The organism is Mycolicibacterium brisbanense, from assembly GCF_001570425.1.
GTDB lineage: Bacteria > Actinomycetota > Actinomycetes > Mycobacteriales > Mycobacteriaceae > Mycobacterium > Mycobacterium brisbanense.
In genome coordinates this window covers 20,678-44,919 of record NZ_BCSX01000028.1, presented here as the reverse complement: position 1 = coordinate 44,919, position 24,242 = coordinate 20,678, and the positions used below count along the sequence as shown (strand labels likewise).

General features: G+C 65.9%; 25 protein-coding genes and 1 pseudogene. 10 read left to right on the top strand and 16 right to left on the bottom strand.

The annotated features are described in order from the left end of the window. The 3 genes from RMCB_RS16740 to RMCB_RS16730 form a co-directional block, all read right to left on the bottom strand. Positions 1-885 (bottom strand): dihydrodipicolinate synthase family protein, encoded by an 885-nt coding sequence (locus tag RMCB_RS16740; protein ID WP_062829667.1) that lies wholly within the window; start codon positions 883-885, stop codon positions 1-3. An 11-nt stretch (positions 886-896) separates the two neighbouring features. Then, complete coding sequence (locus RMCB_RS16735; RefSeq protein ID WP_072278491.1) at positions 897-1,703, bottom strand: aldolase; 807 nt, start codon at positions 1,701-1,703, stop codon at positions 897-899. 101 nt (positions 1,704-1,804) lie between these two features. After that, positions 1,805-2,338 (bottom strand): helix-turn-helix domain-containing protein, encoded by a 534-nt coding sequence (locus tag RMCB_RS16730; RefSeq protein ID WP_062829666.1) that lies wholly within the window; start codon positions 2,336-2,338, stop codon positions 1,805-1,807. A 138-nt stretch (positions 2,339-2,476) separates the two neighbouring features. On the opposite strand from RMCB_RS16730, the gene RMCB_RS16725 reads away from it, so the two are divergent. Both RMCB_RS16725 and RMCB_RS16720 read left to right on the top strand, forming a co-directional pair. Continuing rightward, positions 2,477-3,199: an SDR family NAD(P)-dependent oxidoreductase gene (locus RMCB_RS16725; RefSeq protein ID WP_062829665.1), complete on the top strand. Its 723-nt coding sequence runs from the start codon at positions 2,477-2,479 to the stop codon at positions 3,197-3,199. Between the two features lie 19 nt (positions 3,200-3,218). After that, positions 3,219-4,070 (top strand): hypothetical protein, encoded by an 852-nt coding sequence (locus RMCB_RS16720; RefSeq protein WP_062829664.1) that lies wholly within the window; start codon positions 3,219-3,221, stop codon positions 4,068-4,070. A gap of 36 nt (positions 4,071-4,106) precedes the next feature. Here the strand turns inward: RMCB_RS16720 and RMCB_RS16715 are convergent. Next, positions 4,107-4,262 (bottom strand): annotated as a pseudogene (locus RMCB_RS16715) (Lrp/AsnC family transcriptional regulator); the annotation flags it as partial. Between the two features lie 278 nt (positions 4,263-4,540). Continuing rightward, positions 4,541-5,149 (bottom strand): cysteine hydrolase family protein, encoded by a 609-nt coding sequence (locus RMCB_RS16705; RefSeq protein ID WP_062829663.1) that lies wholly within the window; start codon positions 5,147-5,149, stop codon positions 4,541-4,543. 148 nt (positions 5,150-5,297) lie between these two features. Here RMCB_RS16705 and RMCB_RS16700 point away from each other — a divergent pair, with 148 nt between their 5' ends. Both RMCB_RS16700 and RMCB_RS16695 read left to right on the top strand, forming a co-directional pair. After that, positions 5,298-5,909 carry a TetR/AcrR family transcriptional regulator gene (locus RMCB_RS16700; protein WP_062829662.1) on the top strand — a complete coding sequence of 204 codons (612 nt, stop codon included), beginning with the start codon at positions 5,298-5,300 and terminating at the stop codon, positions 5,907-5,909. 25 nt (positions 5,910-5,934) lie between these two features. After that, on the top strand, positions 5,935-7,146 hold the full coding sequence (locus RMCB_RS16695) for an acyl-CoA dehydrogenase family protein (protein WP_029368633.1): 1,212 nt from the start codon (positions 5,935-5,937) through the stop codon (positions 7,144-7,146). Positions 7,147-7,173: 27 nt separating this feature from the next. Here RMCB_RS16695 and RMCB_RS16690 read toward each other — a convergent pair whose 3' ends face one another. Further along, positions 7,174-8,811 (bottom strand): hypothetical protein, encoded by a 1,638-nt coding sequence (locus RMCB_RS16690; protein ID WP_062829661.1) that lies wholly within the window; start codon positions 8,809-8,811, stop codon positions 7,174-7,176. 292 nt (positions 8,812-9,103) lie between these two features. On the opposite strand from RMCB_RS16690, the gene RMCB_RS16685 reads away from it, so the two are divergent. Further along, entirely contained in the window at positions 9,104-10,936 is a 1,833-nt protein-coding gene (locus RMCB_RS16685) for a hypothetical protein (protein ID WP_456152462.1), read from the top strand. Here RMCB_RS16685 and RMCB_RS16680 read toward each other — a convergent pair. Genes RMCB_RS16680 through RMCB_RS16660 form a run of 5 tightly spaced genes read right to left on the bottom strand, consistent with a single transcriptional unit; the run spans position 10,926 to position 15,154 of the window. After that, entirely contained in the window at positions 10,926-11,681 is a 756-nt protein-coding gene (locus RMCB_RS16680; protein ID WP_062829795.1) for an ABC transporter permease, read from the bottom strand. The genes RMCB_RS16685 and RMCB_RS16680 overlap by 11 nt on opposite strands. A 38-nt stretch (positions 11,682-11,719) precedes the next feature. Then, entirely contained in the window at positions 11,720-12,886 is a 1,167-nt protein-coding gene (locus tag RMCB_RS16675) for an ABC transporter substrate-binding protein (RefSeq protein WP_062829659.1), read from the bottom strand. After that, the gene (locus RMCB_RS16670) at positions 12,883-13,608 is read right to left on the bottom strand and encodes an ABC transporter ATP-binding protein (RefSeq protein ID WP_062829794.1); all 726 of its coding nucleotides are present in this window, start codon (positions 13,606-13,608) and stop codon (positions 12,883-12,885) included. The genes RMCB_RS16675 and RMCB_RS16670 overlap by 4 nt, the downstream gene beginning before the upstream one ends. Beyond that, positions 13,584-14,627, bottom strand: coding sequence for an acyl-CoA dehydrogenase family protein (locus RMCB_RS16665; RefSeq protein WP_062829658.1), 1,044 nt, complete (start codon positions 14,625-14,627; stop codon positions 13,584-13,586). The genes RMCB_RS16670 and RMCB_RS16665 overlap by 25 nt, the downstream gene beginning before the upstream one ends. Beyond that, the gene (locus RMCB_RS16660) at positions 14,624-15,154 is read right to left on the bottom strand and encodes a DUF4242 domain-containing protein (RefSeq protein WP_062829657.1); all 531 of its coding nucleotides are present in this window, start codon (positions 15,152-15,154) and stop codon (positions 14,624-14,626) included. Before RMCB_RS16660 ends, RMCB_RS16665 begins: the two co-directional genes overlap by 4 nt. Positions 15,155-15,245: 91 nt before the next feature. Between RMCB_RS16660 and RMCB_RS16655 the strand changes: the two genes are divergently transcribed. Further along, the gene (locus tag RMCB_RS16655; RefSeq protein WP_109784317.1) at positions 15,246-15,845 is read left to right on the top strand and encodes a TetR/AcrR family transcriptional regulator; all 600 of its coding nucleotides are present in this window, start codon (positions 15,246-15,248) and stop codon (positions 15,843-15,845) included. On the opposite strand, the gene RMCB_RS16650 is transcribed toward RMCB_RS16655, so the two are convergent. From RMCB_RS16650 to RMCB_RS16640, 3 genes are all read right to left on the bottom strand, one after another. After that, positions 15,826-16,629, bottom strand: a complete 804-nt coding sequence (locus RMCB_RS16650) for a hypothetical protein (RefSeq protein ID WP_063979629.1) — start codon at positions 16,627-16,629, stop codon at positions 15,826-15,828. The genes RMCB_RS16655 and RMCB_RS16650 overlap by 20 nt on opposite strands. A gap of 77 nt (positions 16,630-16,706) precedes the next feature. Further along, the gene (locus RMCB_RS16645) at positions 16,707-17,486 is read right to left on the bottom strand and encodes an SDR family oxidoreductase (protein ID WP_062829656.1); all 780 of its coding nucleotides are present in this window, start codon (positions 17,484-17,486) and stop codon (positions 16,707-16,709) included. Next, complete coding sequence (locus RMCB_RS16640; protein WP_062829655.1) at positions 17,483-18,703, bottom strand: acyl-CoA dehydrogenase family protein; 1,221 nt, start codon at positions 18,701-18,703, stop codon at positions 17,483-17,485. Before RMCB_RS16640 ends, RMCB_RS16645 begins: the two co-directional genes overlap by 4 nt. 201 nt (positions 18,704-18,904) lie before the next feature. Between RMCB_RS16640 and RMCB_RS16635 the strand changes: the two genes are divergently transcribed. Next, positions 18,905-19,663 carry an aminoglycoside 3'-phosphotransferase gene (locus tag RMCB_RS16635; RefSeq protein WP_407662127.1) on the top strand — a complete coding sequence of 253 codons (759 nt, stop codon included), beginning with the start codon at positions 18,905-18,907 and terminating at the stop codon, positions 19,661-19,663. Between the two features lie 13 nt (positions 19,664-19,676). Here the strand turns inward: RMCB_RS16635 and RMCB_RS16630 are convergent, their stop codons facing one another. After that, positions 19,677-20,714: an FAD-dependent oxidoreductase gene (locus tag RMCB_RS16630; protein ID WP_084388515.1), complete on the bottom strand. Its 1,038-nt coding sequence runs from the start codon at positions 20,712-20,714 to the stop codon at positions 19,677-19,679. Between the two features lie 198 nt (positions 20,715-20,912). Between RMCB_RS16630 and RMCB_RS16625 the strand changes: the two genes are divergently transcribed. From RMCB_RS16625 to RMCB_RS16615, 3 genes are read left to right on the top strand one after another with little or no spacing between them, the layout of a single operon-like run. Further along, positions 20,913-22,034 carry a catalase family peroxidase gene (locus tag RMCB_RS16625; protein ID WP_234792145.1) on the top strand — a complete coding sequence of 374 codons (1,122 nt, stop codon included), beginning with the start codon at positions 20,913-20,915 and terminating at the stop codon, positions 22,032-22,034. Further along, positions 22,024-22,575, top strand: a complete 552-nt coding sequence (locus tag RMCB_RS16620; RefSeq protein WP_062829654.1) for a cytochrome b — start codon at positions 22,024-22,026, stop codon at positions 22,573-22,575. The genes RMCB_RS16625 and RMCB_RS16620 overlap by 11 nt, the downstream gene beginning before the upstream one ends. Further along, on the top strand, positions 22,572-23,519 hold the full coding sequence (locus RMCB_RS16615) for a LysR family transcriptional regulator (protein WP_201028307.1): 948 nt from the start codon (positions 22,572-22,574) through the stop codon (positions 23,517-23,519). Before RMCB_RS16620 ends, RMCB_RS16615 begins: the two co-directional genes overlap by 4 nt. 12 nt (positions 23,520-23,531) lie before the next feature. Here RMCB_RS16615 and RMCB_RS16610 read toward each other — a convergent pair whose 3' ends face one another. After that, the gene (locus tag RMCB_RS16610; RefSeq protein WP_062829653.1) at positions 23,532-24,233 is read right to left on the bottom strand and encodes an Rv3717 family N-acetylmuramoyl-L-alanine amidase; all 702 of its coding nucleotides are present in this window, start codon (positions 24,231-24,233) and stop codon (positions 23,532-23,534) included. Positions 24,234-24,242: the final 9 nt, after the last annotated feature.

Here is a 24,242-nt window from a genome sequence, read left to right as displayed (position 1 = left end):
TCACGAGATCTTCAGCAGCCGGCCAAGTTCGGCACGGTCGTCGTCGGCCAGCGGCAGCAGCGGCAACCGGGGTACTCCGACGCCTTGGCCGAGCAGGTCGAGGCCGCCCTTGATGGTGGTGGGTAGGCCGCCGGCCACGATGAACTCCAGCAGCGGCTTGAACTCGGCGTAGATGGCCTCGGCCTTCGTCCAGTCCCCCGCCTGTGCGGCCGCGTAGAGGTCAAGGCACGGCTGTGGCTGCAGGTTGGGCGCTGCCGTGCACCATCCCTTGGCCCCCGCCTTGAATGCCTTGAGGATCATCGGATTACTGCCGTTGTAGAACGGCAGTTGCCCGTCGGTGAGCTGGGACATGCGCTCCATGCGGGTGATATCGCCCGTGGATTCCTTGACCATCGTGACGTTGTCGATCTCGTTGAACATCCGCACGAGCAGTTCGGGGCTCATGTCGATGCCGCTGGTCGCGGGGTTGTTGTACACCATGATCGGGATGTCGATCGCTGCTCCGACAGATGCGTAGTGCTGGGCGATCTCGCGCTCGGAGAGCTTCCAGTACGAGATCGGCAGAATCATCACCGCGTCCGCCCCCGCCCGTTGCGCGTACTGAGCGCGGCGGACGGTATTGGCGGTGGTGAGGTCGGACGCGCCGATGATGACGGGCACCCGGCCGTTGACCACGTCGATGGTGATGTCGATGACCGCGTCGTACTCGGGTTCGGTCAGGTAAGCGGACTCGCCGGTGCTGCCGAGCGGGACGATACCGTGCGCGCCGGTGTCCACCAACCGATCGACGAGTGCGGCGAGAGCGCCGGTGTCGACGTCGTCATCCGCGGTGAACGGCGTGACGGGGTACGCCAGGATTCCGTGAATATCTTTGTCTTTGGCCATGTTCGGTTTCCTTACTGGTTGTCGGGCTGATCGCCGGTCAGGGCGTCGGGGTGACGCGCCAGGGCGCGTCGGGCGTAGTAGGCAAAGTTGGCCTGGCTGCGCTTGGGGCGCAGGGTCCAGTCGTGGGCTTCGCGGGCCAGTCGTGGGGGCAGCTCGGCGATGGTGCCCGCTGCCATGGCGGCAAGTTGCAGTTTGGCGGCGCGCTCGATCAGCATCGCCAGCGAGCACGCTTCTTCGACAGTGGCGCCTGCGACCACGTGGCCGTGGTGCGCGAGCAGGATGGCCTTCTTGTCTCCCAATGCGGCACTGATGATTTCACCTTCTTCATTGCCCACCGGGACGCCGGGCCAGTCGGGCAGGAACGCGCAGTCGTCATACAGCGGCGCCATGTCCATCTGTGAAACCTGAAGGGGCACTTCGAGCATGGACAGCGCGGCCACGTGGAATGGATGGGTGTGCACGATGCACTGCACGTCTGGGCGGGCCCGGTAGATCCACGAGTGAAACCTGTTGGCGGGGTTGGCCATCCCCTGCCCAGTCAGGACATTGAGATCCTCGTCGACGAGCAGCAGGTTGGCATCGGTGATCTCGTCGAACCCGAGCCCAAGCCGTTGGGTGTAATACGTGCCGGGCTTCTCGGCGCGCGCGGTGATCTGGCCGGCCAGGCCAGAGTCATGCCCTGCGTCGAACAGCGCCCGGCAGGTCAACGCCAGTTTCTGGCGGGTGGTGAGCGGCGAGTCCTGCACGTGGCTGGACAGCGCATCCAGCGCGCGTTGCATCAACACCTGTTTGGAATCACCAAGGGTGGTGGCAGTCATGTCAAAAGCCTTTCCGGAACCGTGCGGAGCGACACAAGAGCGACGATAGGACACACGGTGTCCTATCGTCAATAGCGTGTTTCCGCGGCTCCGGCGGCCGGTCAGCCCTGCCTTGAGCGGCCGAAGTCGGGTTGCGCGACCACGAGCACTTCGCTACGCGCCGAGCCCCGCTGTCGGAGCTGGTGCGGCTGCGCGGCGTCGAAGTATGCGCAATCGCCGGTGTCCAGCGGGATGATCTGGTCGGCATAACGCAGCTCGACAGAACCCGAGTGGACGAACACCATCTCCTGCCCGACATGGGCAGGGTGCGGATGCTCACTGAACTCGCGAGTGGGATGAACGATGAAGGGCGACATCGCCTTTCCGAGCATGCCTGCGGCAATCGCGTGGTAGCGGCCGGACGGGCGGTCCCCGGCCCGGTCCACCGACAGCGTCGTCACCTCGGGATCTTCGGAAAACAGCTGTGCCACGTCGACGTCGAGCACACGGGCTACCTTCATCGCCACCGCGATCGAGGGCGTGGACCGCTGCCGTTCGATCTTCGACAGGTAACTCTTGGTCAACCCGGTCGCCTCGGCAAGTTCCTCAAGCGTCATACCCCGTTGCTGACGCACCGAGCGCAGCAGAGCACTCATCGCACCTCCCGCATTCTGTCGACGCCAGCCGAGTTTACCCACCACCGATCAGACACTTGGTGTCACGAACAACACCCGGGCCCCGACTACGGGATGTCAAGGGTCCGCATTCGACGTAGCCCGGACAGGCTTGGCTGTATGGAATTGACGCAACACACGGCACTGGTCACGGGCGGAACCGCGGGAATCGGGCTGGCGTCGGCCCGTCTGCTGGCCCGCTCAGGCGCGGCGGTGGTGATCACGGGACGCGACCCGGTTCGCGGCGCGGCTGCCGCCAACAGCATCGGGGCGGGAACGCGGTTCGTCCGGACCGATATGTCTGACATCGATTCGGTGAATGACCTGGTGCGGCAAGTCGACAAGGTCGACATCGTGGTGAACAACGCCGCGAGCTTCCCTGCTGCGTTGACCGTCGACCAGGGCGTTGCGGCCTTTGAAAAGACCTTCCATACCAATGTTCGCGGCTCGTATTTCCTGGCAGCCGGCCTGGTACCCGGCATGCTCGAACGAGGCAGCGGCAGCATCGTCAACGTGACCACCATGGTCGCCATGAAAGGCGTCCCCGGCGCATCGGCCTACAGCGCGTCGAAGGCGGCACTGGAATCCCTGACCCGCACGTGGGCCGCCGAGTTCGGCCCGTACGGTGTCCGGGTCAACAGCGTCGCTCCCGGACCCACCAAAACCGAAGGCGTCGAGGCGGAATGGGGCGACACCAACGAGGAACTCGGCCGTTCGCTGCCGCTGGGACGCACCGCGCGCCCTGAGGAGATCGCCGAGGCGGTGCTGTTCCTGGCATCGCCACGGTCCAGTTTCATCACCGGCTCCACGCTGCACGCCGACGGCGGCGGAACCGCCATCTGACGATCGAGGGAACGAAGCCGTGTCGAACATCCTGCTGCAGACCACGATTCCGGCGAGTCGTGACGACTGGGACATCAGCCGCTTTTCCCTGCTGGCTGCCGAATTGCGCGCGGCGGGCCACGACGTGGTGGCACGCAACCGGGCCTGCCACGACGACGACCCCGTGCTGTGCCACCTCGACGTGGGTGACTTCGATCAACTCTGGCTACTGGCGGTCGACGTGGGCGACGGGCTCACCGAGGCCGAGTGTGCCGCGGTCGGCCGGTTTCGTGCTCAGGGCGGCGGGGTGCTCACCGCGCGCGACCATCAGCAGTTGGGCAGCTGTCTGCGGGGGCTCGGTTCCCTGGGCACGGTCAATCAGTTCCACGACGCGGCCGTCGACCCCGCCACCATGTGCGACGACCAGGACAACCCCGACATCTCCTGGCCCAATTACCACTCCGGAGCCAACGGCGACTACCAGCCGGTGTTCGCCGACGGGCCGGTACATGAGCTGCTACGGACCGCGCGGACCGCGAGCGGTCGCATCGAGTGGTTCCCAGCCCATCCGCACGAGGGTCTGGTGGCGGTGGCCGGTCCCCATACCCAGGTACTTGCCCAGGGCCGCAGCACGTCCACCGGTCGGCGCTTCAACTTGGCGGTCCTGATTGACGGCGAGCGCGCCCCGGACGGCCGACCACTCGGACGGGCCCTGGCGGAGTCGACGTTTCACCACTTCGCCGACTACAACTGGGACATCAACTGCGGCGCGCCCACTTTCGTCACCGAAGCGCCCGGGAATCAGGTCAAATTCGATTCGTCCCGGATCGAGATCTTCAAGGACTACGTCCGCAACATCGCGGCCTGGCTCACGCCGGCGGGCGCGCGGTAGTACAGAGCAACTGAGCCAGGCTGCGCGAAGTAGCGGCTATTCCTCAGCCAGCTTCTCCAGAAGCGGTGCCAGCCTGAAGTCGACGAGCTTGCGCATGACCAGAGATGTGGTGGTCTGCTCGACGCCGTCGATGTCGAGTATGCGGCCCGCTACGCGGTAGAGGTCGTCGGCCTCGTGGGCCACCACGTGGATCCTTGTACTTGTCCGAACCAGAGGTTCGGCTGCTCACACATACGGTGTTTTCGATGCTCAATTCCGTCGCGACCCTCAACAAGGGCCTGGACCAGGAGTCCATCGTCAAGACGATGTCGACCGCAGCCATCAAGGCGCTCACCTCACCACGCGACGAATGACGGGACGCCGGACCGGCTGAAGAGGCACCATCGGTCGGCCCGTTGCCGCGGGTCACGCGAAAGTCAGCGCTATTTCGAAGGTTTCGACGGACGCTCCGGTTTCTGCACCCAATCGCGCTACGCCGTCAGTTCGGCTACGAACTCACTGGCCGTCATGGGACGGGAGAACATCGGGTAGTCGTACGTCAGCGCATTCTCGTGTTCAGCCATGGAGGTGGCTGCGACGCAGTCACTCAGGGTGACCACCTGGTAGCCGTTCTCATAACCGGTGCGCATGGTTGACTCGACGCAGCAGTTGGTGAGGAATCCGCCCAGCGCAAGCGTGCTGATTCCCTTGCTGCGCAGTATGAAGTCGAGATTGGTGCTGGCGAAGGCGTCGAGACCACGTTTGCCCTCGATCAAGATATCGCCGGGCATCGGCGCCAGTTCATCGACGATCTCGGCTCCCCACGAGCCCTTGATGAACGCTCGGCCGTCCACGACGCCCTTCAAGATCCCGTATGGATGAGCTGAGATCTCGCCATATCCTTCCGCGAATGTGATCGGCGCGTGCATCACGGTCGCTCCGGCGGCCCGTGCACTGTCGACCACTTCCCTCATGTTGGCCAGCATCTTCGTGGCCTGCATCACCTCGGCCACGGCGCCGTGCAAGGCGCCGCCCTCCGACGTGAAATCGTTTTGAAACTCGATGAGCACGACAGCTGTTGTCGCCGGGTCGATCGCCATAACCGCAGGTTATTCCTGCTTTCCGCGGAGGGCAATCGGTGCAGTTCGCCGCCCGCCGGCGCCGTCTCGGCGCGCCCTTCGTTCATCGCGCGCGACCGCAGCCTCAACGGATTTGCCGACGACTTCAGTGAGTGAGTACTCTCTCACCATGTCCGCATCGACGCGCGATCAGCTCTTGGCCATCGCGCTGGAACTGTTCGCCGCCAAGGGCTACGCGGCGACGTCGGTGGCCGATATCCAACAGGCGGCCGGGCTGGCACCTGGGTCCGGCGCGCTCTACAAACACTTCTCGTCCAAACGCGCTCTGCTGGAGGCGGCGGTCGGGCACCGCATCGACAACATCGTCACGGCCCGTGACCAATTCGACTCGGGCGAACCCAAAAGCACCGAGGCCGCGGTGCGCACCGCAGGACAACTCATCTGGAACAACCTCGCCGAAAGCGAGGATCTGCTTCGGGTCATGCTTCGTGAACCCGATGAGCTCGGCGACCTCGACGAGCACACCTGGCAGACCATCACCGACAACGCCTACCAGCGGTTCGCCGACGAACTGGAGGCATCCAATCGCGCAGGTCGCACCCGGATACCAGACCCCGCCGCGGCCGCGGCGGTGGCCATCGGGGCGTTGTCCTATCACGCCACACTGCGGGCACTCACCCGCCGCACGCCGGGCAACATCGACGACGACCGCTACTTCGAGGCCTGGGTGGCGCAGACCGTCAGCATGCTCAAGCAGTATTCCGTTCCCAAAGACCACTAACCACATAGCTTTTCAGGAGTCACACATGACCTTCTCACTGCAGCTCAGCGACGACGTGATCGCGGTCCGCGACTGGGTGCACCAGTTCGCCACCGAGGTCGTACGCCCCGCCGCGTCCGAATGGGACGAACGCGAGGAGACACCATGGCCGATCATCCAGGAGGCCGCCAAGGTCGGCCTGTACTCCCCTGAGTTCTTCGGAACCCAGGCCGCCGAACCGAGCGGGTTGGGTTTCATCACGGTGTTCGAGGAGCTGTTCTGGGGTGACGCGGGTATCGCACTGTCGATCTTGGGCACCGGCCTGGCGGCAGCGGCGTTGGCGGGCAACGGAACTCCTGAGCAAGTCGGCCAGTGGCTGCCGGCGATGTTCGGCACACCCGGCGAACCGCAGCTGGGAGCGTTCTGTTCCTCCGAACCAGACGCCGGCTCAGACGTGGGCGCCATCCGCACCCGCGCCCGGTTCGATGAAGCCACCCGGGAGTGGGTGCTCAACGGAACCAAGACGTGGGCGACCAACGGCGGCATCGCCAACGTGCACATCGTGGTGGCCTCGGTGTACCCCGAGCTGGGGTCACGCGGCCAAGCGACGTTCATCATCCCGCCCGACACCCACGGTCTCGCCCAGGGGCAAAAGTTCAAGAAGCACGGCATTCGCGCATCGCACACCGCCGAGGTGGTGCTCGACAACGTGCGACTTCCTGAAGATCTCATCCTCGGCGGCCGCGAAAAGTTCGAGGAGCGCGTGGCACGCGTGAAGTCCGGTGCGTCCGCAGGCGGCCAGGCTGCCATGAAGACCTTCGAACGTACCCGGCCCACCGTGGGCGCCATGGCGGTCGGCGTGGCCCGCGCGGCCTATGAGTACGCGCTCGAATATGCCTGCCAGCGTGAACAATTCGGCCGCAAGATCGGCGAGTTCCAGGCCGTGGCGTTCAAGCTCGCCGACATGAAGAGCCGCATCGACGCCGCCCGGCTCCTGGTCTGGCGGGCCGGCTGGATGGCCCGCAACAATCAGAGCTTCGACAACGCCGAGGGCTCGATGGCGAAGCTGGTCGCCAGCGAAACCGCCGTCTACGTCACCGACGAGGCCATCCAGATCCTGGGCGGCAACGGCTACACCCGCGACTACCCGGTGGAGCGCATGCACCGCGACGCCAAGATCTTCACGATCTTCGAGGGCACCAGCGAGATTCAGCGCCTGGTCATCTCACGCGCACTGACGGGGTTGGCGATTCGGTAGCCCGCCGGAGCCACGCGCGCTGCTCGATCAAGACACCTTCTTCGAAGCCGTCTTCTTCGCGCGTGCTTTCTGCTTGCCCGGCTTCTTCGCCGATCCTGCAGTACGGATGCCGTCGATACGTTTAGCGAACTCGTCGGCCGTGGCACCGCTCAAACCCCACAACCGCTGAACGTTGGGAAGCGAGTCTATTACTCCGCGGCTGTCGGCCGTGATATCAGAAAGGAAACGCAAGTCGGGGCGGCATCGACTCCATATCAGCCGCTGCGCGGTCTCTTTTGGAATGAGCTTGCGCGCGCCGGCTATCACCGCTGACAAGGCAGTCACCAACCACGGTGCCGCCTGTCCCGACAGATGCGCTTTCGGATGCGTTCCGACGGACGTGACAGCGGCTTTCCCTGCGGCCGCCCCGGCTTCTGCCAATGCTTCCGTCAGCGTTTTGGCGTCAGTCCCCAGGGCGTCTCGGATGTTCTTCAGCTCTTTCTCGTTGCCGACGTCGAGCGCTCGATCCAGCTCGGCACGGCGCTCTCTGAACCGAGCAGCTTTGGCTCTGAGTTCGGCAATCGCAGCCCACAGGTCGGCAGGTGTATTCGCATTGTTGAGAGCCAGGGCCAAGAACACCGGGAGGACGAGCGGATCACCGCGCAACAGGTCGGCGTGCGCGGCGCGTTGGACGTAAGTCTTGTCTGCCGCCAACACCGACGGCAGCGCGTTGGTAACCGCGAGCGGAAGGTCGTAGTACATCGACCTGAACGGCAGCCGTGCGGTGTTCGCGACGTATGGAAGCCCCAGATGTTGGGCCAAGCGCTCGTTGACGTAGCTACGGTAATTGCATTCGGTGATCATGCCGTGTAGACGTTCGCGACTGGACTTGGTGACGTCGGCACTGTCGAGGGACGTGACCGCTTCGCCATAGGCCACTTGATCTTCCAAATTCCGTGGAGTGAGCCCTGATTGGTACCAAAGCTGGGCCAGCAGCGCCGGCCCGGCCGTCGACCACTCGTAATCGCTGGGGTCGCGGCGGTTGCTCACATCTTCTACAGACAGCTTTTGTCCCAGGAACATCGACCACTGCCAGGCAAACTCCTCCAGACTCCTGCCCTCGATGGTGGCACGGCCGGCGTTGTCCGAGAGTCGGTTCATCAAGGTGTCGGTGTCTGCCCACGCGGTTCGGAACAGTCCCCGAACGCCTCGGGGGTCATACTCCTGTCCGATGTCGGGCAACGGGATCGAGCAGAAGACGGTCTCACCGAGCGCACCATTGATGTCGGCATCGTCGATATCCGGGTTGGCGAAATGAAACAGGTGGTCGTAGCAGACCAGTGCATTCACAGCACGAGACAAGTCCCACAATGTGAGCGGTGTCAGTCGGTCTCCGGCCGTCAAGAGGCTGGCCAACGTGACGATTGTCGTCGTATCGACAAGAGCGTTCTTGCCGGCGACCTCTGAGGGAAATTTGAGCCAGCGGTCGACCTCCGCCAGGTCGGCGCTCGTGGTCACCACGTACGACGAGTACGGAATGTCGGAAGCAACGTACGCCTCGACGGACGGAGAATCGGTATCCCTGAGGATCGGAGCGATCTTTTCGGCGTCATCACCCGCACGCGCGATGAGATCCTCCACCGACAGGTAGCCAACCGACGCATCGGAAGTCGAATGCTTGGCCATCTAACTCCCCCACCACGATGTTGATTTGGGAATCCAGTTGTCGCCGCGTTGTTTCCAGAACATAAGCCCGCAGTTCAACGGTATAGAAGCACAGCCCAAGTTCGGAACGCATTGCGAATAATTCCGCTCACAGGTTGGGATCAGTGACCTTGCGGCAACTGCACAGAATTGCGCGCATCGTCCTTATCCACCAAAAGCCCGGAATGACATCACCTGATGTCATATATTGAGCCGGCGTGTGTTCGGGGCGGCTGGCACTCATGCCATCGGCAGATGCGGACACCACCGTGAAATGTCAAGGGGGACATCAATTATGGTGCATGATTCGCGCTGCCCGAAAAGTGCCAGACGCTTACCACCGCGCTATGGGCTGGCCGTCGTAGCGGTCGGCATCGGCATCGCCGGGGCGAGTGGACACGCTGTGGCGTGGGCGGACCCCGGCACGTCCGATTCGTCCGGAACCACGTCGAGCCATGCGAGTGCCACCACCGACCATGGCCCCAAACAGGCCCCGCAAAGGCACGGCACCAGACCGGACCGGTCCTCGACCACGACGAAGACCCGGGACGACACCCGAGACAGGGGACCCACCGGTGGCGCCGCGGCGTCGGGCACCGATACGAAGCCCACAAGGCCGGTCACCAACGACTCAAATAGCGATAAACCACAACAGGATTCGGCACAACAGCAGAAGCCGACAGCGCTGCGGCAAGACTCGCCCACCGACACCTCAGTGGGAAAGTCACACGTCAAGCAGGCGGCGCCCACTCGCGTGCGCTCGGCCGTGAAGCAACTGACGACGGCGGCCACTTCGCTCACCGGCAGAACCACCAAGCCGCAGGCACCCGAGCCGCAGCACGCCGACACCATTGCCGCGCTCAAGCCCGATCTGAAGACTCCGGCGATCCCCCTGACGGCGAAGCTCGCCGCGGCCACCTCGCCGGTCGAGGCGCCGAGCACCCCGACCCCCAGCACCCCGACGCCGCCGCAACCGCTGTCCCCTATCGCCAAGCTGGCCGAGTTGCCGGGCCGCGTGATCAACTCGGTGCTGCAAGCGCTGGACATCACGGTCTCTGCCAACGGTCCGAAGAGCCCCCTCAATTTCCAGCCGGTCGATGAGGCGTTGTTCGCGGCCTTCCGGCGCGTCGAAGCGACGTTGGGATTGGACAAGACACCGGCCGCGCAACCGACGCCGCCACCCCTGACGTACACGGGCCCGGCAACGGGCAAGACTCCGACGGTGTCACAGTTCCTGAACGCCGCGGCCGCCGAGTACGTGCTCGGCGGCACGCCGGGCGACTTGAAGCCGTTCACGGTGGATGGCAAGCAGATGCAGTCGACCAACACCCTGTCGGGCGAATCCGCGAAGGCCTGGGTGACACCCCAGGGCCAGATCATCGTCGCGTATCAGGGCACCACCGGCGGCACAAACCTGTTGGCGAACCCGGTAATAGCGATCTCGCAGATCGCTACCGACGCCCAGGTGATATTCACCAACACGACTCCGCAGGCCTTCACCGACTCCCTGGCCTTTGAACAGCAGGTTGCGGCCGAGGCGGCCAAACAGGGCTACAGCCAGGACGACATCTTCGTCACCGGCCACTCGCTGGGCGGCTGGGAGGCTGAATACGTCGCGCAGCAGACCGGCGTGGGTGGCATCGGGTTCGAAAGCCCCGGCATCAACACCACTGTGCCGGGCAACGGCGCCAACTCCGGGTTCGTCAATGTCGAGACCTATGGTGACACCGCCGCGTACTTCGCGACGGATCTGCCTGCGCTGCAACCGTTCGTGCCGCCGTACGTGCCGGGCGGGGGAACCAAACCGCACTATGGCTCGATCGTGATGATCGGTGACCCCACGGCGACCACCCCGCTGGTCAATGCCTCATCGTTGTGGGGCGCCAACCCAATCGGCGACGTCGTCTTCGTGGTGGACATCCTGGGCAACTTCCTCGAGCATCACCTGCCTGGCATGCAGGCCTACAACCTGGGTGTCACCCCGGACCCGGGTGTGGTGCCGTGGCTGGGAGCCACGATGGGTCCGGTCGAAAGCGGCTACGGCGACATGACCATTCCGGAACTGCAGAAGGCCGCCTCAGACGCTGGGACGCTGATCACGCCGTAACCGGACGCCCGCGGCGCGGCGTCAACAACCACCGAGCCGCGAGATCCAGGGCGAACCCGAGAATTCCGATGACGACGATGACCGCGACCACCTGGTCATAAGCCAGCTGGTCGCGGGCATTGAGCACCTCGTAACCCAATCCGGAACGGACGCCGAGCATTTCGGCGGGCACCAGGACCACCCAAGCCACCCCGAGCGCGACGCGCAGCCCGGTCTGGATATGTCCGCGAATGGCAGGCAGCACGACAGCGACCAGTGTCTCGGTGCGGGTGGCGTGAAAACTGCGCGCCACGTTCAGAAACCCTGGTTCGATGGCGTGCACACCCGCGGCGGTGTTCATGAGGATTGGCCATACCGCGGCGGCGGAGATCAGAAAAATCACCGGCTGACTGCCGATCCCGAACAATGCCACCGCGATCGGCGTCCACGACAGCGGGGAGATCATTCGCAGGAACTGCACGACGGGACGCGTCGCCCGCTCGGCGACAGTGCTCGTCCCGATGAGAAGACCAGCCGGGATCCCGACGAGCGCCGCGACACACAGCCCGATGATCAAGCGCCACAAGCTGATCGCGGCGTCTGGCACGAGCACGCCGCGATCCAACAGCCCGATGAGAGCGGGAATCACGTGCTGCGGTGCGGTCTGGCGAAGCAGGGAGTGCGCGCCGGCGGCCGTCGTCGTGGCCAACCACCAGAGGCTGACCATCACGACGATGGCGACGGCGGGCGGAAGCAGTCGATGCATCAGAACACGCTCAGCGGACCGGGGCTCGGCAGATGTCGTCACAGTGGTTGAACCTCTTCGATTCGGGTGAGGCCGGCGTCGAGACCGAACACCCGCGGTCCGCCATACGATGTCATGGCATTTCGGATGAACGTGTCGTCGACAAGCTCGGCGTGGACGCCGGAGGGGTCGATGTGGTCCAGGAATCGGCGATCACCGTCGACCACGGTCTCCCCCATCGCTTCGACCAGACGCTCGGTGAAACCCGAATACGGGAACGGCCGGAACCCGATCTGCTGCGGCCGCCATTGCGGATGCCGCAGCGCATACGGCGGAGTCGGATACGTCAACGCCAGCTGCAGAGCCGGTTTTGGTTGCGGCAGATAGTACTCCGCTGCCAGCGTCGCCGCCGCCGCACCGCGGTCGGCGGCGATCCGCAGCTGGGCGCCGGCAACGGCGTCGGCCAGGGCCTGGACAGCGGCCGGCTGCGCGGCGATCACGTCGTCGCGGGTGACCAGCGCACAGCACGCATGATCCCGCCACACGTCTCCGAGGAAGGCGTGAATCCGCCCGATGCCCTTGATCTGCGCGACGGCGTTGAACGGATCGGCCACCGTGTAGGCACCGATCGAGCGATTGGCCAACGCCGGCACCATGTCTGAAGGGCTCATCACGATGAGCTCGACAGTGCGCTGCGACCGGGACGCGCGGCGCCGCACGACCGGCTTCAGATCGTGCGCGCGCAGCAACTGCTGCACGACGATGTTGTGGATCGACCACCAGAACGGAATCGCGACCTGCATGCCTGCCAGATCCGTGAGGTCCTCGATGTGCGGCGCGACGGTGAGCGCCGAGCCGTTGGTGTGATTCCAGCCCAGCACCCTGATGCCGCTGCCGAGCGCGTACCGCAGTTGCACCGCCATCGGCATGAGGAGGTGCGCGACATCGATCTGACGGTTCAGGAACGCCTCGGCCAGCGCGGCCCAGCTGCGGAACAGCACAGGTCGGCCGGCTCCGCTGGGATAGCGTCCGGCGCTATGCGCGATCAGCAGCGGCGCGGCATCGGTGATCGGCAGGTAACCGACCCGTAGTCCGTGGCCCCGGTCCGCGGAATCCGTTGTGGCGCTGTGAGCTAGGTCAGCGACACCGAACAGTCCGCCGCCGGCGGCGGCGAGGGCGGTCGCGCCCAACAGAACGTGCCGGCGGGACCAGCCGTGCCCGGTCACGACGATTCGCTCCCCACCAGTCGGTACTGCCCGAGGATGGCGCTGCGCAATTGCCCCGACACGGCAGAGTCGCGGTCGACCACCCATTGGGTACCGATGCGACCGTCTTGCCCGAGCAGCACGATGCGGTCGGCGAGCTCCAGCGCTTCGTCGACATCGTGGGTAACCAGGACGACGGTGACCGACAACTGCTTCACAAGATCAGCAAGCCAGCCTCGCAGATCGGCCCTGGTCGCCGGATCCAGCGCGCTGAAGGGCTCGTCCAGTAGCAGCAGCCGCGGCCGGGTGGCGGCGGCACGCAAGATCGCCACCCGCTGCGCCTGCCCTCCCGACAGTTGGTCGGGGTAGCGGTCGGCAAGAGCGCCGAGCCCGAACCGCTCCATGAGCTGATCGGCGTAGGCCTGGTCGAATCCATCCCGGTGTGCTGAGAACCGTTTGGCGAAGCCGACATTGGCCGCCACGGTGAGCCAGGGCATCAGCAATGCCTGTTGGAAGACGACGCCGGTGCGAGGACGATTCCCGTCGCCGACCCATTCCACGCTTCCGGTGGTAAGCTCTTCCAAGCCGGCCAGCACACGCAGCAGGGTGGATTTGCCGCTGCCGCTGCGACCGAGCACGGCCAGGAACTCCCCGTCGTCGATCGACAGATCGATGTCCTGCAGCGCGGCGCTGGCACCGAAAGCCTTGTGGCCGGCCGTCACCCGTACTGCTTCAGTTCCCACCTGAGTTGTCCTTCCGATGGAGATTGCACGGGCAGGAAGGCAGCCTCGCGAAATCGTCGGTTCGCGGGACTGCCCAAGGCATATGCGGCACCGCCGGTCAGCGTGCACTCCAGCCGGGTTGCCTCGATTGCCAATTGCGCGGTCAGCAGGCGTAGCCGGATGAGGTCAGGGACGGGTACTGCGGACGGATCGACCGCCCGCGCATACAGATCGTCGCGCAGCGCCCGGCTACGCTCGGCAATGCCGGTCAGCTGATCGGCGAACTCGCCGGCGAGACCGCCCGTGACCTGTTCGGCGGCCGATACCGCGGCCCGCGTCACACCCACGCAGAACGCGGTCTGCAGCAACAGGAATGGTGGCCGCACGGCTGCGATGAACCCCGCCAGATCGGTGCTGAGGATGCGATCCGACGACACCGCGACGTCCGTCAGGCGTAGCGATGTCGACCCGGTCGCCCCGAGCGCCATCAGATTCGGCTCGGGGTTGACGGCGACCCCGGGCTGCGCCACATCCACCGCCACGACATAGGTTTCGCCGGCGTCTCCGGCAGCGGGCAGCACGATCAGCGCGTCATCGAAGACGTTGGAAGCCCAGCGGATCGGGCCGGTCACGCGCAGGCCATCTGCGTCGTGCTGCGCTGTGACGGGCAGCGCCTCCAGGCCTGCGACATATCGCAGACCGGCCGCCATGGCCGTGACACCCGGTCGGCGGCCGCTGCGCAGCTGTCCGAAGATGTTGTCCGGCAGGGCATACGATGCCCGCCGCAGATACTCCAGCGTCATCCGGTGAGCCCACGCCGAGAAACCCACAGCCAGGCTGTGGGCGGCGATCTCGTCGATGACCGTGACCATGTCGGGCAGGTCACCGGTCCCGAAGCCGAGGTCGAACAGCCCGGCGGCACCGATCTGCGCCAGGTCCGCCCGCACGTCGGCGCGGTGCTCGTCGAGCGCTGCGGCGCGCTCGCTGACGTTGTCGCATATCCGCGACAGCGGTACCTGGAGGCCCACTGCCGCCGTCATGGCGTGGGTGCCGCCAATCCGTGCAGCCGGTCGATCGGGGTGGAGACGGCCAGCCGCGCCCGGCGGACTGCATCCTCGTCGACCGCGTCGTACAAGCACAGGCACTTGTCCATGTCTTCACGCACATAGGTACGCAGGAAGTCGACTTCGGGGACCTCGGCGTATTTGGGCGCATTCGCCTTTTTGCGGGCCAGGTACGAGTCCATGTCGAGGTCCTCAGGAAGGTCCCACTCGACCAGATAGCCGGCGGTGGGGCGAGCGGCCTTGAGCGTGTCCAGATCAGCGCCGACCAGGCGAACCTGGTCCGGTCCGGCGATCGTGTCGGCGCCGAGTGCGTCCGCGTCGAGCCTGACGGCGGTCTCGGCGAACTCGGCAACGACGAATACGCGCCCGGATGCCTGCGTCACCTGCGCTTCGATCAGTTCGCCGCCGCCCTGATGGATCTCGGCGTCGACGTCCTTGATCAATTGGCTGGTTCGGGTCGGATCGGCAGATCCGCTGGCGATCTCGTAGAGGAACAGCGTCACGAATAACTCCCGTCGTCGGTGTTCGGCACGCCCCGACAGTGGCACAGACAGACTGGTCTGTCTATCGACGTTCCCGCGTTACGCTGCAGCCATGGACGCGATGAAACAGACCACCCCACGGTCGACGCGCACCGCCGACCCCGTCGCCTCGCCCGCTGAGCGGCTCCTGGCGTCTGCCACCAAATTGTTTGCCGCCCAAGGCATTCGAGCGGTGGGCATCGATCATCTGCTGCGTGATGCAGCCGTCGCCAAAGCCAGCCTCTACAGCACGTACGGCTCCAAGGAAGCGCTGGTGATCGCGTACCTGACACATTTGGATCTGCGTGATCGAAATCGCTATCAGGAAGCGGTCGCAGATCTGGCCGATCCGGTGGACAAGGTGCTGGCGTTCTTCGACCTGGCGATCACCGGCGCGCGCAGCCGCGACTTCCGTGGGTGTCTGTACGCGAATGCGGCCACCGAATTCCCCGGTACCGAACTCGAACCCGTCTCGATTCATCGCCGGTGGGTGCTCGATACCGTCGCTGAACTGCTCACGGCGGCCGGCGTGGACCGCCCAGTGGAAGTCGCCCGCGATGTCCAGCTGATCTACGACGGCGCCCAGGTGGGTTCGAAGGTCGCGCGGTCGGTTCTGCCCATCGAACAGGGTCGCCGCCTCGCGCAGCGATTGATCACGCGATCGGATCGGTGACCGCTTCCCCCGCGTCGGGTGCCGACTCTGCCTTGTCAACCTCGCTGTCCTGCGCCATGATCCACGTTTCACCGGCAGCTGCTGCGCGCACCAACGCTCCGTACTCGCCGAGATAGTCGGCGACCGCGCCGATCCACGGCAGCATGCCGAAGTACCGGAAGATCGAGCGCGGGTGCGGCCGCTTGCCGAGTTCGTCGCCGACGGCGTTGAGGATGGCGGCCAGATGCCACAGCTTTCCGACCAGCGACCGGTCGGCCAAGTCCGGCCAGGATTCCTCCGGACCCGTTGCAGCGCAAGACTTGTCGATCTCTCGCCCACACAGCACCGAAGCGAGTAGCCGCACCTGCGTCGGGGCATCGGTGATCCCGTACTCGCGCGCGACGGCGCACAAGACGAGTGTCTGATTGGCGAACCCGAACACGTCCTGCAAGGGCAGGCGTTTGACCAGCGCACCGAACACCCCGGGGAATGCGACGAAGATCGTATCGAGGGCACCCACTCGCCGGACCCACCAGTGGATACGCGCCTTGCGGTCCTTACGGTCCCAGGATTGCGTGCCCGGCAGATCGGCGCAGTCGAGCAGCCGCGCCGCAAGATCGAGCACCCGGTCAGGGCAGCCGGTACCGGCACTGTCACCGAGGTCGTGGCTACGGCGTCGCAACCCGAGCGGGTCGGCCTCCGCCAACACATCGAGGACCATGTCGGCCACGCGCACGGCGCGTCGTAGCGCGTCCGCGACATCGGCGTCGGACAGGTGTGCTTTCGGCATCACGGAAAGTCCCATGACGCCATCTTCGCGGGTCCTCCTGCGCCCTGTCGCGTCAGGAGCCCGCAGGCCGAGTCCACGCCCCCTCGGTCACCTCAACCGTGGCCGCCCTGCCCTCGGAACGGCGCGGCGTCACCGAGGCGCTGACCGCCATCGATGACGAACGTCTCCCCGGTCACCCAGCTCGCCGCGTCGGACACCAGGAACGCGATGGCCCCGCCGACATCCTCCGGTTCGCCGATGCGTCCCAGTGCCGTCATCAGATTCAATCGGCCCTCATACTCTTTCCACAGCGCTTCGGCCAGCTTGGTTCGCACCACGCCCGGGGCGACGGCGTTGACGCGCACCGTGGGCGAGAGCTCCAGCGCGAGCTGTTTGGTGAGGTGGATCAGCGCTGCTTTCGATGCGTTGTACAGGCCCAGGTTCGGCTCGAATCCCATACCGCCGATCGACGCCGTGTTCACCACCGCACCGCCATGCTCACCCATCCAGGCCCGGGTGGCCAACGATGTCCACAGGATCGGCGCCCAGAGGTTGACCTCGAAGGTTTTGACGAACCGGGCGTGATCCTGGTCGATCAACGGGCCGAAGGACGGGTTGGTGCCTGCGTTGTTGACCAGGATGTCGATGCTGCCGAATCGTTCCAGTGTCAGGTCGATACACCGCGCTGCGGCCTGCTCATCGACGGCGTGCGCCGCCACGCCGAGTGCGCTGCCGCCGATCTCGGCTGCCGCGGCGTCAGCGGCATCCTGGCGGCGCGACGTCACGACGACGTTGCCGCCGGCCGCGGCAATCGCTTGTGCCGCAGCCAGACCGATACCGCGGGAGGCACCGGTGATGATCGCGGTGCGTCCGGTGAGATCGAGCCCGCTCATGCCGATGCCTCGTTCCGGTATTTGCGCAGTTCCTGTTTGGCGATGGCCCGCTTGTGCACCTCGTCGGGGCCGTCGGCCAGCCGCAGTGTGCGCAGATGAGCCCACGCCATCGCCAACGGGAAGTCGTCGGTGACACCACCGCCCCCGTGCACCTGGATGGCCCGGTCGACGATCTTCAGCGCGATATTGGGCGCAGCCACCTTGATCGCCGCGATCTCGGTGCGGGCTTCCTTGTTGCCGACGGTGTCCATCAGGTGAGCAGCCTTGAGTGTGAGCAGCCGAATCATCTCGATGTCGATACGGGCCTCGGCGATCCAGTCCTGAATGTTGGCGTTCTCACTGAGCGGCTTGCCGAAGGTGACCCGCGACTGCGCCCGCCTGCACATCAATTCCAGCGCCCGCTCGGCCATGCCGATGGACCGCATGCAGTGGTGGATGCGGCCCGGTCCCAGGCGCGCCTGGCTGATGGCGAAGCCCTCGCCCTCGCCTTTGAGCACATCGGATGCCGGCACCCGGACGTCGTTGAAGACGATCTCGGCGTGGCCCTCCCGGTCCTGGTAACCGAAGACCGGCAGGTTACGGATCACTGTGATGCCGGGCGCATCGATGGGCACCACCATCATCGACTGCTGGCGGTGCACCGGGGCGCCCGGATCGGTCTTGCCCATGACGATCAGCACCTTGCAGTTGCGGTGCATACCGTTGGAGGCGAACCATTTTCGTCCGTTGAGAACGTAGTCGTCGCCATCGCGGACCATGGACATCTCCACATTGGTGGCATCCGAGCTGGCAACCTGCGGCTCAGTCATCGCAAAAGCGGACCGGATGGTGCCGTCCAGCAGCGGCTTGAGATAGCGCTCCTTGTGCTCGTCGGTGCCGAACAGCGTCAGCACTTCCATGTTGCCGGTGTCGGGTGCGCTGCAGTTGCACGCTTCGGAAGCAAGGTGGCTGCGGCCCATGATCTCGGCCAGCGGCGCGTACTCCAGATTGGTCAGGCCCGGGCCCCAATCCGGATGAGGATGGAACAGGTTCCACAACCCGCGCCGGCGCGCCTCGGCCTTGAGTTCCTCCAAGACCGGCGGATGAAAATGCGGATCGCCGGCCGCCCGCATCTGCTCGTCGTAGACCGCTTCGGCGGGGTAGACATGCGAATCCATGAATTCGAGCAGCTGACTCTGATACTGCCGCGCGCGCTCGGTTACCTCGAACAGTGACATGGGAGCTCCTGAATTCATCGTCAGCCGGCGTCCACGCCAGCGTATGACTGCCCCGTCGCCGGGAGCGATTCGATAAGCAAATCCGTCGCGACGTCGCCGCTCGCGCCTGTCAAACAGCCCGGCATGCGCCTGTGGCAAGGTCAGGGTGTGCACACCCCATCACTGTCAGGCCCGCCGGTTGGGCCGGTTGCCGTTCCCGACGTGGTGACTGCCCTTGCGGGCGACGCCACGTTGACCCCGGTGTGGCGCAACGAACTCGGTGGGCTGACCTTCCGCCTCGACGGAACGGATGGGGCGACGGCCTACGTCAAATGGGTCGCCGCGGGCACGCCGGAGATCGATCTGATCGCCGAGGCCGAACGTTTGACATGGGCGCAGACGCGGGTGGCAGTCCCGCCGGTCCTCGACCACGGCACCGACGCTGACGGAGCGTGGCTGATCACCGCGGCGGTGCCGGGACGCTCGGCCGTCGACCCGCACTGGGCCGGGCGGGCCGCCGACGTCGCCGCCGGGATCGGCCGGGGACTGCGGCTGCTGCACGACGCGCTGCCGGTCGACGCATGCCCGTTCGACTGGGGTATCGAACGCCGCCTGCGCCGCGCAGACGAGCGCATCGCCGCCGGCGAAGGCCCCGCGGACTGGTTTCCCGAGCACCGGCACCTGGATCGGGACGAGGCACGCGCCCGCCTGGACGCGCCGCCCGCCGTCGATCGACTGGTCGTCTGCCACGGCGATGCCTGTGTCCCCAACACCCTGCTGCACGACGACGCTACCTTCGCCGCGCACGTAGACCTGGGCTCGCTCGGGGTTGCCGACCGCTGGGCTGATCTGGCCGTGGCCAGCTGGAGCCTCGGCTGGGACTTCGGCCCGGGCTTCGACGACGTTCTGTACGGCGCCTACGGAATTGAGCCCGACCCGGATCGCATCGCCTACTACCGCCTGCTCTACGACCTGACCTGACCCGATTCTCCGGTCAGGTTCCGTATGCCAGCCAGATCGGCAACACCGCATCCAGGTATTGCATGAACTTGCGCAGGCCCACCCGGTGCTGGACAAATCCGAGTGGGTCGGCCCGCCGCTCGGGGAAGGCGATGCCGAGCCCGAACATGCCGGGCGCGATGATCCCGTTGGTGGGGTTGTAGTCCAAGCTGCCGAATTGCGGGGTGTGCGGCAGTGTCCGGCGCTCGAACCCGACGGTGTAGACGACGTGATCGCACATGTCCAGTGCGGCTTTGAAGTCCTTGTCGTGCAGGGGTATCCGTTGCAGCCGGGCAGGATGGACGCCGTCGATGTGCTCTTTCGCCCACGCCGCGGCGTGACCCTTGAGCCCGATGTCGTCGAACAGTGTCCACCCGTCGAACTCAACGGCGTACCGCAGGGGGCTGCGATAGACGTTGACCACCTTCGCCACCGGCCTTTCCAGCAGGTTGGGCAGCGCGACCATGCTCGAGTGCGATGAGCCGAAGACGGCAACGGTGGCGCCGTCGAGTGGCAGTTGCGCCAACTTGTCGGGGTCGAGTGCGACATCGAGAGCGATGTTCGTCAAGCCGGGATGGTCAAGCGTTTTGGGTGTGGCGCCGACCGCGAGAATGACGTTGTCGCACTCGATCTCACCGACGCCGGTCGTTGCGATCCAATGCCGTTGGCGCAGACGCAGATCAGTGACCATGGTCCGGACTGCCGACACTCTCTCGCGCAGCCGGTCACTGATCCACACCAGTGGTTCGGCGACGAGACCCAGCGCGCAGGTCTGCGACGGATCTGCCTCGGCGAGGGCAAACAGCGGTGCCTCGGTGAACTGGAATGCGGGTGAGGCGTACAGGTACTCCAGGAACGTCTTGACCGGTGTGTTGCTGGGCACTCGCCGCCACTTGCGGCCCAGGTCACCGGCCGCGAAATACGGGTCCAGCCAGGCGATGTGTTCGCCGGCGACACCGTGGTCGAGAAGCCGCCCGACCGCGGCGATTCCTGCCGGGCCCGCGCCGATCACTGCCCACTTGTACTGAGTCATTGCCGTTGTCACATCTTCGATGGTGGGCCGGTCAAGTGGCCGCGGGTAGAGCCGCACATGTTGTCAGCTCACAAGACTGCCTTGTGTCAGGGCATTGCAGCTAGCCGGTAGCGCAGTTCCCGGCCAGCAGGTGTCGACACAGCGCTGCGACAGGTGCAGGATCGGTGACAGTGCCGGATTCACCGAGGGGGGAACACCATGGAACCCGCGGCTCCCGACGATTCTTCGCGCGAGCCGGACCCACCTCCGATCAACCGGCGCGCCGTCATGCTCGGCATGGCCGCCGTGGCCGGTGTGGCCGCGATCGACGTCGGGGGGTTCGCCTACGCCGGCGGCTGGCTGCGCCCCGACACCCTCACCCCATCGCAGTTCGCCGACCGGTTCGAGCAGATCGCGGGCCGCCACGACGGCTTCCGGCGCAACCACGCGAAAGGTCTGGCCGCGACCGGCACATTCGCCGCCAGTGGCGCAGCCGCCGAGATCTGCCACGCCCCGGTGTTCGCCAAGGGCACCATCCCCGTCGTCGCGCGCTTCTCGCTGTCGGGTGGTCTACCGGATCAACCCGACAAACCCGCGACCGTCCGGGGTCTGGCGGTCCAGTACCAGTTGCCCAACGGTGAGCAGTGGCACAGCCCGATGATCAACACCCCCGTGTTCGTCGACAGCACCCCGCAGGGTTTCTACGAGCGCATCCTGGCCGCCAAACCGCAACCGCAGACCGGCAAACCGGATCCTGCCGCCATGTCAGCCTTTCTCGCCAGACATCCGGAAACCGTTGCCGCCCAACGTATCATCGCACAGCAGCCACCCACATCCGGATTCGCCGACAGCACCTTCTGGGGGCTCAACGCGTTCCTGATGACCAACCGCCAAGGCGTCACCGTACCGGTGCGATGGATGCTGGTGCCGCGGCAGCAGGCCGCCCAACCGGTCAGCGAGGCCGCGACATCAGACCCGAACTACCTTTTCGACGCGTTGATCGAAGCAATGGAACGTGGGCCGCAGGCCTGGACGTTGAAGATCGTGATCGGCCGGCCCGAAGACCCCACCAACGACGCGACCAAACCCTGGCCGGCGGACCGGCGCACCATCGACGCGGGCACGCTGACCATCGAAGCCGTCCAGACCGAAGCGCCGGGCAATGCGCGCGACATCAACTTCGATCCCCTTGTGCTGCCGCGGGGTATCGCGCCTTCCGACGATCCGCTACTGCCTGCACGATCAGCGGTGTATGCGCGGTCGTTCGCTCGGCGGGCGGCAGAACCCAAACAGCCCAGCGCCGTCAATGTCGCGACGGTGGAGCACCGCGATGAGCACTGACCAGCTCGCCCCGGCCCGCTTCACCGTGGTCTCGCGGTTGTTGCACTGGTCGATGGCCGCGATGGTGATCGCCCAGTTGCTCCTCGGGGTCACGATGGTCGCGTCGTTGGCCTATTACCCGCTGCTGCTGGCGATCCATCGCCCGCTGGGCATCGTCATCCTGGTGTTTGCCGTGGTCCGGCTGGTCAACCGGCTGCGGCATCACCCGCCACCGTTCCTGGCCACCATGAGCCGCATCGAACGCCGCGTCGCCACATGGTCGGAGCGGTTGCTGTACGCCCTGCTGCTCCTGCAGCCCCTGGTCGGCTGGGCCATGGTCTCGGCGTCGGGTACTCCCGTCGTCGTCGGCTCGTGGCGTCTGCCCGCCATCGCACCCCACAACCTGAACCTGTTCGCGGGCTTGCACATTGCACACGTCGCGTTGGCGGCCCTGCTGTTCACGACGTTCACCGCGCATCTGTGCGCCGTGCTGTTTCACACGCTCGTGCTGCGCGACGGGTTGCTCGACCGCATGGCGCTGTGGCCGTCGAGGAGCCGATGACCAACCAGCTCAGCGCCCGCATGCCCGAGCTGTCGGCACTGGAGATCTTCCTGGCAGTCGCGACCACCGGCAGTCTCGGCGCCGCAGGCCGGGCGTGCGGCCTCACCCAGCAGGCGGTGTCGTCCCGGATCTCCTCGCTCGAGGCCCAGACGGGTGTGGTGCTGGTGTCGCGCACACCGCGCGGTTCGACGCTGACGCCATCCGGTGCAGTAGTGGCCGAGTGGGCCGCACGGCTGCTCGACTCGGCACAGCATTTCGACGCCGGGCTGGCAACGTTGCGTTCGGAGAAGCGCAGGCGCATCACGGTGGCCGCCAGCCTGACCGTCGCCGAACACCTGATGCCGCGCTGGCTGGTGGCGCTGCAGGCCGACGCCGCCCGGCGTGGTGTCCTACCACCCGAATTCATCCTGACCGCCACCAACAGTGACCACGCCATCTCAGCGGTGCGTGACGGCACCGCCGATCTCGGCTTCGTCGAAACCCCGCATGTGCCAAGCAATGTGCGCAGCCGGATCGTCGGCCACGACGAGTTGGTGGTGATCGTGCCGCCAGACCACAAGTGGACCCGCCGACGCAGCCCGTTGTCCGCCGACGAGTTGGCCCGCACCCCGTTGGTCACGCGCGAATCAGGCTCGGGCACCCGTGATGCGCTGGCCGCGGCGCTACAAGCCGCACTCGGCGCGGCGGTGGATCAACCAGCGCCCATCCTCGAGGTGTCCTCATCGGCGGCCGTCCGCGCCGCGGTGGCCGCCGGTGCCGGTCCCGCCGTCATGAGCCGGCTGGCCGTCGCCGACGATCTCACGGTCGGACGGGTGCGCGAGGTCGCGGTCGCAGGGCTGGACCTGCGCCGCGATCTGCGGGCGATCTGGGTGGGTGGTCGCATGCCGCCGGCCGGCGCGGCGCGCGATCTGCTGACCCACATCACCCGCGGCGCAGTCGGCTGAACGTTCTCAAACTCACTGCGACAGATACGCGTTCAGCCCTGATGCAACAGCCGCGGCGCACCTGGCCCTGCCTTGTTCACTTTCGAGCAGGGCCGCGTCGTCGCGGTTCTTCATATTCCCCATCTCGACGAGCACAGAAGGGTACTGGGCGAGGTTGAGCCCGGCCAGATCCGAACGCCCGTAGAGGCCATCGGATCCGAGATAGTTCGACGGGGTGAACCCGGCCGCGACGAGCTGGTCGCGCATCGCCCGCGCGAGCTGCAGGGCCGGCCCGGACTGTGCCGCGTTGAGCGGCGGCGACGAGTAGTTGACGTGGAAACCGTGGCCATCGGGTGGTCCGCCGTCCGCGTGAATGCTCACGATCGCGTTGGGACGCAGGGCATTTGCCATGGCCGCCCGCTGATCCACACAGGGCCCGAGCGCATCGTCGTTGCCGCGCGAGAGCGCCGTACGGACACCGAGTTGTGAGAGTTCAGCCCGAATGCGCAGCACCACATCCCAATTGAACGTGTGCTCGGGATAACCGTTATCGGTTGTCGTCCCGGTGGTCTGGCATTCCTTGGTGCCACCGCGGCCCGTCGGGACCTGCCGGTTGATCGAACCGTCGTTGGCGCCGTTGTGGCCCGGATCGAGGAACACGATGCTTCCGGCGATGTTCGAGGCGGTCGCGACGGGTGCCGTGAGCGCCGCGGTGACCGTCGGGAGACCAAGCATGAGCGGCCC